General features: G+C 46.4%; 13 protein-coding genes. 2 read left to right on the top strand and 11 right to left on the bottom strand.

Translation table 11 applies throughout. The features are described 5' to 3' along the window. Positions 1–2: 2 nt before the first annotated feature. Positions 3–803, bottom strand: coding sequence for an ABC transporter permease (locus PGS38_RS10615; RefSeq protein WP_055219413.1), 801 nt, complete (start codon positions 801–803; stop codon positions 3–5). Positions 804–819: 16 nt separating this feature from the next. Continuing rightward, the gene (gene rfbC, locus PGS38_RS10620) at positions 820–1,380 is read right to left on the bottom strand and encodes a dTDP-4-dehydrorhamnose 3,5-epimerase (protein ID WP_022462980.1); all 561 of its coding nucleotides are present in this window, start codon (positions 1,378–1,380) and stop codon (positions 820–822) included. Between the two features lie 305 nt (positions 1,381–1,685). On the opposite strand from rfbC, the gene PGS38_RS10625 reads away from it, so the two are divergent. After that, complete coding sequence (locus tag PGS38_RS10625) at positions 1,686–3,635, top strand: sulfatase-like hydrolase/transferase (protein WP_270476248.1); 1,950 nt, start codon at positions 1,686–1,688, stop codon at positions 3,633–3,635. A gap of 117 nt (positions 3,636–3,752) precedes the next feature. On the opposite strand, the gene PGS38_RS10630 is transcribed toward PGS38_RS10625, so the two are convergent. The 5 genes from PGS38_RS10630 to PGS38_RS10650 form a co-directional block, all read right to left on the bottom strand. Continuing rightward, a complete protein-coding gene (locus PGS38_RS10630) occupies positions 3,753–4,883 on the bottom strand; it encodes an acyltransferase family protein (RefSeq protein WP_055227568.1) in 1,131 nt (376 codons plus the stop codon). Between the two features lie 95 nt (positions 4,884–4,978). Beyond that, a complete protein-coding gene (locus PGS38_RS10635) occupies positions 4,979–5,317 on the bottom strand; it encodes an EamA family transporter (protein ID WP_022462983.1) in 339 nt (112 codons plus the stop codon). Then, a complete protein-coding gene (locus PGS38_RS10640; protein WP_118600534.1) occupies positions 5,310–5,660 on the bottom strand; it encodes an EamA family transporter in 351 nt (116 codons plus the stop codon). The genes PGS38_RS10635 and PGS38_RS10640 overlap by 8 nt, the downstream gene beginning before the upstream one ends. 16 nt (positions 5,661–5,676) lie before the next feature. Further along, positions 5,677–6,513, bottom strand: coding sequence for a hypothetical protein (locus PGS38_RS10645; RefSeq protein ID WP_055227571.1), 837 nt, complete (start codon positions 6,511–6,513; stop codon positions 5,677–5,679). A gap of 12 nt (positions 6,514–6,525) precedes the next feature. Next, positions 6,526–7,593 (bottom strand): DUF6077 domain-containing protein, encoded by a 1,068-nt coding sequence (locus PGS38_RS10650; RefSeq protein ID WP_118640228.1) that lies wholly within the window; start codon positions 7,591–7,593, stop codon positions 6,526–6,528. Between the two features lie 199 nt (positions 7,594–7,792). On the opposite strand from PGS38_RS10650, the gene PGS38_RS10655 reads away from it, so the two are divergent. Beyond that, the gene (locus PGS38_RS10655; protein ID WP_158581769.1) at positions 7,793–10,039 is read left to right on the top strand and encodes a hypothetical protein; all 2,247 of its coding nucleotides are present in this window, start codon (positions 7,793–7,795) and stop codon (positions 10,037–10,039) included. A 58-nt stretch (positions 10,040–10,097) separates the two neighbouring features. Here PGS38_RS10655 and PGS38_RS10660 read toward each other — a convergent pair whose 3' ends face one another. The 4 genes from PGS38_RS10660 to PGS38_RS10675 are packed head-to-tail and all read right to left on the bottom strand — an operon-like array spanning position 10,098 to position 14,125. Further along, positions 10,098–11,078: a glycosyltransferase family 2 protein gene (locus PGS38_RS10660; RefSeq protein WP_055219419.1), complete on the bottom strand. Its 981-nt coding sequence runs from the start codon at positions 11,076–11,078 to the stop codon at positions 10,098–10,100. Between the two features lie 17 nt (positions 11,079–11,095). Beyond that, positions 11,096–11,971, bottom strand: a complete 876-nt coding sequence (locus PGS38_RS10665; RefSeq protein WP_118595173.1) for a LicD family protein — start codon at positions 11,969–11,971, stop codon at positions 11,096–11,098. Next, a complete protein-coding gene (locus PGS38_RS10670; protein WP_118595172.1) occupies positions 11,964–13,361 on the bottom strand; it encodes a sugar transferase in 1,398 nt (465 codons plus the stop codon). The genes PGS38_RS10665 and PGS38_RS10670 overlap by 8 nt, the downstream gene beginning before the upstream one ends. Further along, the gene (locus PGS38_RS10675) at positions 13,361–14,125 is read right to left on the bottom strand and encodes a glycosyltransferase family 2 protein (RefSeq protein WP_117804423.1); all 765 of its coding nucleotides are present in this window, start codon (positions 14,123–14,125) and stop codon (positions 13,361–13,363) included. The genes PGS38_RS10670 and PGS38_RS10675 overlap by 1 nt, the downstream gene beginning before the upstream one ends. Positions 14,126–14,144 lie beyond the last annotated feature (19 nt).

The raw sequence follows: 14,144 nt of genomic DNA on the forward strand, positions 1-14,144 counted from the left end.
TCCTATAATACATCTGAGAAATGAACCCGGAGGCGCTTGAACACTTTGGAACTGATTAGTCCTGCCATAAGCACAAAAGCCCAGAAGTAAAGGGTGTGCCATGGATGCTCGAAGAACCAGAGTCCATTCATAAAGCTGTCACGATATCCCTGGACAATATAGTACAGAGGATTCAGCTTCAGAAGGCTGTTCAGCCAGTTCGGAATATTCGGAATTGTTGTGGTATCCCACAGAATCGGGGTTGCCCACATGCCGACATTCAGAATTACATTGATAATCTGGCCGAAATCGCGGAAAAACGGTGTGATGGAACAGGTCAGATAGGAAAGTACAACGACGAGACAGATCACCGCAAAGGTATAGTACCCGATCTGGATAATCTGAACCGGCGGAAGTTTTCCCATCAGTGCAAAAATCAAAATAGCAAACACAATAAAGAACAGATGTACAAACAGGGAAGAAATCACCTTTACAATCGGAAGTACACTGATTTTAAATACGACCTTCTTTACCAGATAACTGTATTCCAGCAGACAATTTGACGCACTTGGCAGCGCATCAGAAAAGAAGAACCACGGAATAATACCGGAAACCAGCCAGCAGATATACGGATATCCAGTGGCAGCTGGCTGCACGCGCAGTCCGAGCTGGAATACGACAAAGTAAACAGCAACCGTCACCATCGGCTGGATAAATGCCCATATAATGCCAAAATACGCTCCGGCGAATTTATTGCGGAAATCATTTTTTGACAGTTTCCAGATCAGTTTCCGGTTCTGATAAAGTTCTTTGAATACGTTCATAAATGTTTTTTACTCCTTATTTCTTTAAATCCTTAATTCCGCCCCATTTATGATCTTTTTCCGAAATAATCAGATCTTCTTTTGTCATTCCTTCCGGCATCGGCCACTCCACGCCGATCTCCGGATCGTCAAAGTACAGACCGCCCTCATCGTTTGGATGATAGAAATCGGTACATTTATAAGCAAACTCTGCATAATCAGAGAGTACGATAAATCCATGTGCAAAGTTCTTCGGAATAAAGAACTGTTTCTTATTTTCTGCCGAAAGCAGGACGCCGAACCATTTTCCGTAGGTTTTGGATCCCTCGCGAAGGTCAACCGCAACATCGAATACTTCTCCGTTTACCACGCGTACCAGTTTGTCCTGCGGGTAATTGATCTGGAAGTGAAGTCCGCGCAGGACACCTTTTTTGGATGCAGACTGGTTATCCTGTACGAACTGGACATCAATGCCGGCTTCTTTAAAATCATTGTAATTGTATGTCTCCATAAAATATCCGCGCTCATCGCCGAATACGGTCGGGGTAATTACTTTTAATCCTTCAATTTCACAAGATTCTACTTTAATTTTTCCCATTTTTCTTTCCTTTCTCTTCTCCACAAAAATGTGAACAGATCTTTTTTTGACCTCTTTTGTGTCTACAATCTTTGCTATTATACCATTCTTTTCTGAGAAACTCAAGAACCCATTTTCACGCCCGCCCCGCCGCTTTTTATGTAAATTCCCGGATTTTCATTTTCCACTCGTATTTTTTAAGAAAATACTATTTTTTTCGTAAAGTTTCTGTTATAATATCGTAAGTTCCCAGTTATATTTTATACCTAACGCTACCTGTTTGTTACCTATTATAAAACACTAAAGAAAACTGGAGGTTATTTACTGTGTCTCGCAAAAAAGTACAGCATGTTGGAAAGATACTTTTTTCCATTCTTTCCGTTCTGTTAGGATTCCTTGGGATCCTTCTTTTTACGTCTTCCCGCTGGATGCTCGCGACCTGGGCGCATCTTGATATGGAAGAACTTGTTTATCACTTAAAGGCACCCCTTGAGGGTACCAGCAAGGATGTGCTCTGGAGTTACGTCTGGTCCTGCGGCATGATCTCTTTTGCCGTTCTTGCTATTCTGATCGCGCTTTTTATTATCCTGCGCCATCGGAAGAAAGTGGAAATCATTCTCGGTTGCATCTGCATTGCCCTGGGAATCGCTCTTTCTTCCTATTCTCTTTATAATGTCTGGACGACGCTGGATATCGATACTTACCTGCACATTCAGAACAGCTACAGCACTTTGATCGAAGATAATTACGTCAATCCGTCCCAGACAACGATTACATTCCCGGAAAAGAAACGGAATCTGATCTATATTTATCTGGAATCAATGGAAAGCACCTATTCTGATAAAAAAGACGGCGGTGCTTACGACCACAATTTTATTCCCACCCTGACTAATCTTGCCCTGGACAATATCAATTTTTCCAACTCCGACAAGCTGGGCGGCGCTTATCCGACAACCGGAACCACCTGGACCATGGGCGGTCTCTTTGCACAGACTTCCGGTCTTCCGCTGAAGCTTTCGATTCAAGGCAATGAGATGGCTTATCAGGACAGCTTTTTTCCGCAGCTTTCAACACTTGGCGACGTTCTCAATGAAGCCGGCTACAAACAGTACTTTATGATGGGTTCCGATGCCGCATTCGGCGGACGGAAGAATTACTTCACTTCGCACGGTGATTATGAAATTGACGATTACTACTGGGCGATCAGCGAGGGACTGATCCCGGAAGGCTACTACCAGTGGTGGGGCTATGAAGATGCCAAACTGTTTGAGTATGCAAAAGATAAACTGACGGAGATTTCCAAGAATGACGAACCGTTCAACTTCAGTATGCTGACTGTTGCCACCCACTTCGAGGACGGCTACAAATGTGACGAGTGTGATGAAAAGCAGTACGGAGATGACCACTACGGTATGGTGATTGACTGCTCCAGTTCCCGTGTCAGTGAGTTTATAGACTGGATCAAGGAACAGCCTTTTTATGAAAACACGACTATAATTCTTTCCGGTGATCATCTGACCATGGACTCTGATTTTTGTGAAAACATCGATGAAGATTATCAACGTTCTACTTATAACGCTATTTTAAATTCACCCATTCTTCCGGTTCATGAAAAAAATCGGATTTTCACCACGATGGATATGTTCCCAACTACTCTCGCAAGCCTTGGAGCTGTCATTGACGGTGACCGTCTTGGACTTGGTACGAATCTTTTTTCAGACAAGCCTACACTTGCCGAAGAACTTGGCTTCGATGAACTGAATCGCCAGCTCTCTATGGGCTCCCGATTCTTCGATGAACTTGATGCTGATCTTACCCCCGTCTGGGTCGGCGATGGCGAATATCAGAAATTTTATATTAAGGAAGAAGATCGATTTGCCAATAACGAATGGGTAACTTACAATCCACATCAGCTCTGGGCTGACGGTAAGCAGTCTTATTTTATTGATAAGGACGGCCACGCGGTTTCCGGCTGGCAAAAGCTTGAGGATGGGAAATGGTATCATTTTTCCGAGTCGGATTACCATCTCATCGAGGGTCCTTGCGATACAAATCCTGAATTGGAAGAGGAAACACCCGACTCCACTTCGGTAAGTGACATTTCCTCCGCTTCTTCTTTTACAGAAAACGATTTGGATTCCACAGTCGAAAGTTCTTCTTCTGGAATAGATGAGGACGATTTCTCTGAAAATGAGGATAATTCCAAAACCATCAGACATCTAGGCTCTTCTGCGGAAGATGATCCTCACAACCTGTCTCCTATCGATTATCAATAAAAATTTGATAACGATTCAGATCTATGCAATATAAAATAAAATCCCGCAGAAAAAGTTTTCATTTCTTTTTCTGCGGGATTTTTATTTTGCAAAATATTTAAAGCAGTATACGCTTAACTATTGTCTTACGTACAAAAATATGTTTTTTCCCATTTTTTTCACCTGTGTAAGGATCCACTGGATCAGTAAGGCAACAAAAATCGCTGCTAATAAATACAGAATTTTTGTCTGTTCTACGTCCTTCGGCATATAATACCACCAAATATCACTTTTACATCTTGACCAGTCAAACTTCAAAAACAGCTTTGTGCCATTCGCAATTGTTCCGAAAGCAACTTTTACAAGTAAAAAACCCAAAAACTGATTTTCCATAATCGAAAATGTGTTGTCTGCAAGAAGATTAATCCACTTTTTTCTTCCAAATACTGGTTCCATTATCGTTGCAATCCGCATCCAAAGTGCAATTCCCAAAAAACCAATAATAATTGGCATGACCGGTCCTTGATTAAAGTCATTGCACCACGCTGGCGTATAAGCCAACCTAGTTTTATAATGAAGAAAAATCATAAGTTTTGCAGCAAACACAATCGCAAAATACACTACAGATGGAATCCTGTCCACATATTTCTCCAGTATCTTTTTATAAAAAATACCCATTGCATAAAACGGAGCAAAATACAGAATTCTGACCACTGTCAGCCACCAGCTGGTGCGATATTCCATAATCGCCAAAAAATTGCCGCCCATTCCAATAAGTACTGCCCCTGCAAAAAATATCCATTCCGGTATCTGCCATCCTTTTCGCTTAAAAAATGCCCGAATCATACAATTTAATATTTCTACCATAAACAAGGGCACAATATACCAGCCGGCCATATTAAGGACAAACTGATGCCCATCGTTTAAAGGTGAAATCAGAATATTGTGCAAATTAAATTTTCCACCGATTTGAAAGCCCCACCGATGTAATAACCTGACAAGCAGCCCATACGCAATCGTATACCCATACATTGGAAGTATCAGGGTACGAAGCTTTTTACAGACATATCTCCCCGGTCGTTTCAGTGCTGCATCTTTAAAAAAATATCCTGAACAAAAAGTAAACAGCGCCAGATGGATTCCCTCATACGGAAACCATTGCGCAAAGTCCAAAGAAATTCCACCACCATCACAATGTCCCGCAACAACCATCAGAATCGCCACAGCATATAATATCTTAAAACGATAATCTATTTTTTTCTTATTCATAATCAAAAGCCGTTCGTTTGTTGTACGCAGACCCCCTATTTCAAAGGACAAGGACTGCTTAGCTGATATCGCTTTCTTTCCATCATCGGAACATTTTACGGCAATGTATACACCAGTACTCCCAGGATAATAATCAGATTCCCAATCAGCTTTCCTTTTGATACCTTTTCTTTCAAAACGCCAAAGGAAAGCAGCAGGACAAAGACGTACGTAAAGGTATCCAACACCGGACCGTATTTCAAATCTACCTGTGTGTAGGCATACGTATTTAAAAGAAGTACACTGCCAAAAATCAGATACGCCACAATCACGCGCCAGTTCAGATACTCGCGAAGTGCAGATGCATGCTCCTCGTTGGCGCTTTGTTTCAGCAGAATCTGTGATACTGCTGAAAACATTGTACAGATCAGCATTAAAATCATATATTTATTCATATCGCTGCACCACCATAACTCCCACCAGCACAATCAGAAGGCCGATGATATTTTTTACCGTCAGATTTTCATGAAAAATGAGCACGGCCCAGATCTGGGACCAGATCAGATAGACGCTGCGGTTTGCATATGCGGTTGACAAAGAGAATTTTTTGATTACCTTCTGCCATGCAATAGCGTAAATGCCACAGTTTGCAACCATCAGAAATAAAAATACATATAATAGAGGATTTTTGATTCCTCCCCGGTTCAGCTGAACCGATGCTGCTTTCGAGAACACACTCGTCAGAGAAAACAGCAGGATATTCAGGTGCAGCTGAATATAATTTTTTGCCTTATTCAAAAACAAGTCCTCCTTCTTACTTTTCTTCCACGCGGAAAATGATATGCCCTTCTACTTCTCTTACCGGGATGCACCCCGCTGTTTCCACATAGGATACTGCCGCTGAACTGCTCGAAAGTACAATATACTCTGCATTCATTTCCCTAAGACTTCTGTAAAATTCTTTCTGATCCAGCGACAGATCCATCTGTGTGATAATCTGAAGGATCTTTGTTTCGTCTTCAATTTCCTGCTCGGTCAGTGCATCGGTTGATACCGTATTGGAGCCCTGATAGGTCAGAACCATATCGCGGTCCAGAACCAGTTCAAACGAAGCATCATACTGCCGCACGATCAGGTTGAAATCCGGTTCAAAGACAACTCTTACGGTTCCCTCTCCCGCTTCTTCGTGCAGCACCGTACAGACGGCCAGAAGATCATCTGGCATCTTGTACTGGTTATCCGGCAGCTTCGGCAGTCCGCCAGCCAGTACGGAATTTCCGCCAAAACAGATGACCGCTGCCAGCGCAGCCGCGGTCAGATACCGTCTCCAGCCTTTTTTCTGCCCGCCCACAACTTTCGTGCAGGCATATCCGATGGTCAGTACCATCGGCAGAATCCAGAAAAACCGGTAATAGACATTGACCATTCCAAGTTTTCCCAGGATATATTTCACCGCAAATGGATTGTATACCGTAAAGGCCAGAAAAACAGCGGTTGTTACGAACACATACCGCTCTTCCTTTTTTCCTTTTAAAGCGAGATACAGCACCGACAGCAGAAACAGCGTCAGTACGGTTGTGTTTCCTCCAAACGTCACAAAGACCTGTCTCACAAAATCGAGGCCGCTCTCATTCAGATTTATTCCGCCCACATTTTCTCCTTTCTACCGCACAACCGGAATCTGCAGGATACCGCGCACACCAAGGAGATAGACCCCAAGCACCAGCACACACGGCAGCACAGCAAGCAGATAGAGCCCGCTCTGTCCCCAGCGTTTTTTCCGCACAAGATTCGGCAGAATCACAGCACTCATGGCCACCGGTACGGTCATCATGGATGACATCGTAAGATCAATCGCAGCGACGCCTGTCATGAAAAACAGCAGCCAGACTCTCTTTCCGTTTTTCTCCTGATACATGCGCAGGCCAAGATAAAACAGAAACGGGAGGATGATATTGCACAATACGGCCTTTCCCTCGTATCCCCTCGTCAGCAGGAACGACGCATTCGAAAAGATCGTATGAAAATTCAGATTCACAACACTAATAAAGCACAGGAGCACCCATACCATCTGTTTTTCTTTTAACAGCGCCTTTCCGATCTGTGCATAGACGAGATAACTTAAAACTACCGTCATCATACAGAGAATCACCTTCGTCACTACGAGCGGATGAAGGCCCGTTAAACGGCACAGTACTGCATTTGCTGCCGGATACATGCTGAACACATAACGGATGTTAAAAAAATCCAGTGCTTTTCCTGTATATGGGTCAAAGCTGCTGATGGAATCTGTCGCAAGGTTCGTTGTCACACTTCCCACATAATACGCTGCATCCGCACTGCCGTTTTCCTGCAGTGCAGCAACAAAATACAGCTGGATTCCAATCAGCACCAGCATCATATAAAAAGCCGCCGTCTTTCCTCTCCAGAAACCGCCGCTTCTTTTTCCCCACTCTCTCCACATTCCCAGATGAAGACAGATGGAAGCAATTACAAGGACAGCCACAACAGCAGCCCATACCCATGCGAGCAGATGCAGCTTTGCACCGAGCACCATCATCGGCACAGAAATCAGTTCAAATAAGAAGTAATATGCAATAAAGCCAAACAGCACAGTTTCACCCAGATGTCCGCTCTCATACCTGTTTTCTCTGATAAAAAAAGAACCCAGGCAGCAGAACACTGCGAGCATTCCCAGAAACAGTGCCGGCATTTTTAATAAGGTAATCATGTTTGGTTCCTTTCTTTTCCTTACATTCCCAATCCCACTCATTCTAACATGATGCCCTGTCTGCGTCAAGTAATCGAAATTCTAATAAACATTGACTTTTCCCTGAAATTTTGTATAATTGTGATGTTGAGCGCTTATTTTCCACCCGGCTGTTTTACTTTTTGTTTTAATGATATATGTTACGAAAGGAGCCATTGATATGCCTTTTTCCCGGCATACCCGCAGATCCGTGTTTTCCATCGGCGCTGCATCCCTTGCCGCTGCTTTTCTTTTTCTCACCCCGGAAAACACACATGCGGCTGATACTACAGCAAAAATTCACATTCTGACACTCGGCAGCGGCTCCAATGCCATCGTTCTGGAAAGTGTAGACGATAATGGCCAGAAAATTTTCGGCATGGTAGACTCCGGCGAGGACTGGGATTACCCTGACGGATCTGATCCGCGTTATCCGCTGCGCAGCGGCATCACAACGTCGACCGGCTACGACGATGAGGTACTCTCCTACCTGGACTCCCTCGGTGTCACCTCCGATAATCTGCAGTTTTATGTTGCAACACATCCGCACAGCGACCATATTGGAACCGGCGATACCATCGTGCGGCTGTATTCCCCCGACCGGGTTTATCTGCTCCCGTATGATGACAGTTATATCTATAATACTGCGCGTCTCTGGGACAATCTTTATGTCTACGACCAGCTTCTTACTGCTGCAGAAGAGACTGAAGGCGTGACCCTGATCCAGCATCTGAATCCCGGTGCCGCCTCCGCAGAAGAAGGATCTCCTGATTTTGCTTTTGGAAATTTCCAGATCCAGATTGTCAACTACGAGGAAGATTATCTCACAAGTCCAAAAGAGGACGCCAACCAGTTCTGTCTTGGTGTAATTGCCTCCGCAAACGACCACCGCGCTTTTCTGACGAGCGATATCGACGACGTCGAGGGCGATGCCAGCCGGATTGTTTCGAACTACGGGCTGTACAGCATTGATCTGATGACTTCCAATCATCACGGATATCCGAATGCTGTCGATGCAGACTATCTTGCTGCCGTCAACCCGGAATATTTTATCCAGACCGGTGACTTCCGTATTATGGATAACGATACCGTCGAGACCCTGACCTCTCTGGGGCTGCGCGTATTTTCCACGACAGAATATTCCGGCGATCTTCCGGCAGTCATTGCTGACTTTTCCGGTTCCGCGGTCACTTCCAACGTGGATGATACCTATGAAATTTACCGCGGCCGTTCTTCCAAGCTCGTTGCTTATCATGACGGCATCCCGTACAGCGGATTTTTCACCCGCGGCGGACAGAAATATTATGCAGACAGCAGCCATCTTCTCGTATGCTCCACTTCCTGGCGCGACACAGAAACGGGCATCGAATATACCTCCGATGAAAACGGCGTGATCACAAACGAACGCCACGTCATCGGCTGGGTAAAACGGGATGGAAAATGGTATTACTACAACGATGATGAAACACCGTATACCGGCTGGCTCACCCTCGACCACAAAACGTATTACCTCGGCGCGGACGGCGTTATGGCAACAGGCTGGCTTCTGCTTGATGGAGATTACTATTATTTTTCCGGCAGCGGTGAGATGCAGACCGGATGGCAGTTTATCAGCAACAACTGGTACTATCTCGCCAAGGATACCGGTATTATGTATTCGTCCGGATGGCACGCTGATCCGGAGACCAAAACGATGTACTATTTTTACACATGGGGAGGTGCCGCACGCAATACGACACTTACCTTAAACGGTTACCGCGTCAAATTTCTTTCCTGGGGCGGTATTTCCGGCAGCACCTGGCTGTACCATGACGGTGCCTGGTATTATGTACAGAAATATTCCTGCGTAACCAATGGCTGGTATCAGATCGATGGCGCCTGGTATTTTATGAATGCGGACGGTTCCCTGAAGCAGAACGAAAGTTTCCTGTATGACAACAATCTCTACTTTGTAAATAAGAGCGGAAAAATGTATCAGAACCAGTGGCTGAAATGGGATGGAAACTATTATTATCTCAGAAGCTGGGGCGGTGCCGCACACGAAGGCTGGCTGCTGCTTCAGAATAAATACTATTATATTAATGAGGACTGTACACGGAAAACGGATGAAGCCTTTACGTATGATAACAATCTTTATTTTGTTGATGAAAACGGCGTCATGCCGGCAAACCAATGGGTGATCCGGGACGGTGTCTGGTACTTTACCTACAGCTGGGGCGGTGCGAGAAAATCGCAGTGGTTCTATTATAAAAACAACTGGTATTACTTCAACGATGATGCTTCCATGCAGACCGGCTGGGCAGAAATTGATGGAAAAACATATTATTTCCAGAGCTGGGGCGGATGCGTCACCGGGACGAAAAAAATTGACGGAACAACGTATGTGTTTGATAAAAACGGTGTTCTGCTTTCCGAAAAAGAAAGCTAGAAAAATCCATATAAAAATGCGGCAGAAACGAAAATCTCATTCGTTTCTGCCGCATTTTTTATAAATTTCTTTTCCTGAACAGTGCACGAACGCACTGCCGGTAAATTCCGGTTCCCAGAAACAGGGTCAGATAGGCGATTTTCCGCCCATTCGTGAAGTGATCGCCTTCCAGTACCAGAAGCGGATGCTTTTTAAGCTCTTTTGCCAGCCTCTTCGCAAGCGCCTTTTTCTCCGCGTCCATGGTTTCCAACAGCATCAGCTTGTCCAGCACGAAAAACCGCGCCCAGCAGCAGCGCACACCTGCTTCTTTTTTCAGCGCCGGGTGGCGTTCTTCCACGACATTCTGATTATGATCCCATACTTCCACCGAACCCAGATCTGACCAGCGAAAACCGCTTGTCGTGAGGCTTTCGCGCCGGTGCACATAATAGTATTTCTGTGCTGTGGAAAAGGCCACCTTCCGGCAGTGCTCCATTAACGGAACGATGACGTATGCATCCTCGGCGATTGTTTTCTCCGGATAGACAACGCCCTCGAAAATCTCTCTCCGATACAGCTTGCCCCACGGCATCACGCCGAACACGCGCGCCTTCATCACCTGGCGCAGTCCCTCCTCGCTGTCGGTCACAGATTCGATTCCCTCCTGTTTCAGATCCGGCACCGGCCTTCCTTCATAGAGATCGTATCCGCGGCAGATACTCATTTCGGCATCATATTTTTCCGCCAGACGATACAGTGTTTCCAGAAGATCCTCCGCTGCGAAATCGTCGCTGTCCACAAACGTGATATAACGCCCCTCTGCAAGCGCAACGCCCGCATTCCGCGCCGAACTGACGCCGCCGTTCTCTTTTTGGTGATAACGGATCCGCGCATCCTGTTCTGCGTATGTCCGGCAGATTTCACTGCTCTTGTCGGTGCTTCCATCATCTACAAGAAGCAGCTCCCAGTCCGTAAAAGACTGGGAGAGAATGGAATCCACACATTTTTTTAAAAATTTTTCTGCCTGATACACCGGGGTAATGATTGAAATTTCCGGCATTGTTTTATCCTCTTTCTTTATTTCTTACAGCAGTAGTGTATCCCCTTATACTGCTCATACGGATGATCGAGATCCAGAAACGCCGCATCGTGGTGCCCTTTCTGCTGTTCTTTCGGCGGCAGTTTCATATAATTGCCGAACGCCATGCGCAGATATGTGTCATATCCGACCGGAATCGGCAGGCACTCATTCTCGAACGGAACCTCAATCGCCGATGCAAAAATCTTTTTCGGATATTTCCGGAGAATCGCCTGCGGTGCGCACATCTCGGTGATGCCGTCCACCCGTGGGCTGTCGATATCAAATTTTGTAATATAGTTCTCTGCCTGCTTCCAGATCCGGTACCGCATCTTCTGCGTCGGAGCCAGCGCCAGCAGAATCGTTCCCAGGTAATGCATAAACGCGCCGTGGCGTTCTTTGGTCGGAATAACCTGCGTGCAGAAGAGCTGGAAAATCTTTCCCTCGATCACCTGCCATTTCCGCGCAAGGTTTCCCGGTGCATAGCCCTCGATCGGGAGAATATCAAGCGCAACGCCGTGGCAGAGATCCATATCGACCTGCTCCTTTTTCACCTGCGTGGTGCGGCTGTCGCGGATGTTCGCAAACGTGTGCGCATTGCAGAAGCCCTCTTTCGGGTACTCGAGCTTGTAGATTTTACTCTCCTCCTGCGTATCCCAGATTTTCAGGAACTTCTCGTAATCTTTCCGCGGCATGAAAAAGTCGAGATCATCGTCCCACGGAATAAAGCCGCCGTGGCGGATTGCACCGATACAGCCGCCGCCGCAGAGATAACAGGTCAGATGATTTCTCTGGCACCAGTGGTAAAACATAACGGCCATTTCCAGATTTTTTTCCTGCAGCCGGCGCAGAATTTCGTCCTCGGTATTAAACATCTTTTTTCTCCTCTTCCTTCGCGTTCAGGCTGATCGTCTGTCCTTCCTCGAGCCCTTCTGTGCTCTCCTTTGTGAAGACAATCTTAAAGGTTGCAAGAATCAGCTTCAGATCCTCTAAAATCGAATAGCTCTCTATGTACATCAGATCCAGCTTCAACTTGTCGTATGCGGTCGTGTTGTACTTTCCGTAAATCTGGGCGTAGCCGGTAAGGCCTGCCTTTACTTTCAGACGGTAAGCAAACTCCGGAATCGATTCCTCATATTCCTTTGCAATCTCCGGCCGCTCCGGGCGCGGTCCGACGACGCTCATATCGCCCTTGAAAATGTTCAGAAGCTGCGGCAGCTCATCAATTCTCGTCGCGCGGATCACCTTTCCGACCGGCGTAATGCGGCTGTCGTTCTTCGTTGCCAGACGGGCTACGCCGTCTTTTTCGGCATCCACGATCATGCTTCGGAATTTGTAGACATAGAATTTTTTTCCGCCGATCGTGAGACGTTTCTGTTTAAAGAACACTGGGCCATGGTCATACAGCTTGATGCAGAGCGCTGCGATCAGCATAATCGGCGACGTGATCACAAGAAGAATCGTCGATACGAGCAGATCCAGCAGGCGCTTGCAGAATCTCTGATCAAACGAAAGACCACTGTTTCGCGCGAGCAGAAGCGGTGTATCGAAAATATGGAGCGCTTCCGCTTTCCGTACCATAATATCCGACAGCTTCGGCGTCAGATAGACACGGATTTCTTTCGCATAGCAATATTTCAGCAGACGGTTGCGCAGCTCCGAATGAAGATCGCCCAGGATCACGCCCTCCTGACCGTATGCGTCAATCTGGCGGCAGAGCTCTTTCTCTCCCACTTCCACGCTCACCTTATGTGCTACAATATACTTGTCCGGCCGCTGGTTCATCTTCAGCTCCAGGCTTTCCATCGGGTATTCACCGTAAATCAGAAGCACCTCTCTTGGCGGAAAGAGACGCGCAAACGTCTTCTCAAAAAGCCAGGATACAATGCCTGCCAGCGCAAAGTCCACGAGTGTCATGCCGACCATCGGCAGAATGTACGGCAGGTGGCGCCACAGCAGGATAATCTGCAGATACATCAGCGCATTGGCACAGAATGCCGTCATCATCTGGGAATAGATGATGCTGCTTCCCTTCATGTAGCCGATCTTCATGCCGCCGTAAATGTACATGAAAACCAGAAGAAAAATGCCGTAGATCACGACGATAATCTGATTTCCCTTATCCCAGAACGGCTCCAGCCACAGGTGGCTCGCATAGTATCTGTCCCAGAACACAGAAAAAACAGCGCATTCCAGAAGCACAATCGCCGCGACCGCCAGGACACGCATCAGATGTTTGTACTGTTCCCTGTTTTTATAGTTCATCAATCTCTTCCTCTCTTTTTGCCCTTACCGTAATACTTCCGCACACCGTTTACGGCATAGCACGCAAAACAGTACAGGGAGCGGAACGTTCCCATTCCCAGCTCGCGGTAAACACGGTAAGTCATTCCTGCAGAATGCAGTTTATTCCCCGATTTTCCTGTGCTGGACAGCCGGTATTTCAGCAAAGGCTCATCCACACCGCAGGCTGTCCCGTATTTTTTCAGGATCCGCAGCCAGTCCAGATAATCCTCGTGGCACTCGTCCTTTTCCATCGGGAATTCCAGCAGAACGCTTCTTTTGGCCAGTACCGACGAGCAGCCGATCACGTTGCCGCGCAGTAGCATTTTGTAGGTGATCCGCTCCGGGACAGAAAAAATCTTCTGCTTTTCCGGTTCCTGATCGTAAATCAGCTCCCGACCCGTACAGCAGAGCACATCACCGGTCTTTGCAAGGGCTTTTTCCTGCTTTTCCAGTTTTTCGGGATCCCAGTAATCATCCGCGTCCAGAAAGGCAATGTAATCGCCCTTTGCGAGCTGTACACCGCGGTTTCTGGATGCGGATGCTCCTTTGTTTGTCTCATTCCGGATATACCGTACCCGGTCATTTTCTCCGTAACGCCCCATCTTTTCCATCGTATCGTCCGTGGAATGGTCGTCGATCACCAGGATTTCCAGCGGGGTTTTTGTTGTCTGGCAAAGGACTGAGTCGATTGCCTGAAACAGTGTTTCTGCACCGTTGTACGAAGGGATTACTACTGAAATCATGTATTTTCCTCTCTTACTT

Origin of the sequence: Fusicatenibacter saccharivorans (genome assembly GCF_027667425.1) — a bacterium.
GTDB lineage: Bacteria > Bacillota > Clostridia > Lachnospirales > Lachnospiraceae > Fusicatenibacter > Fusicatenibacter saccharivorans.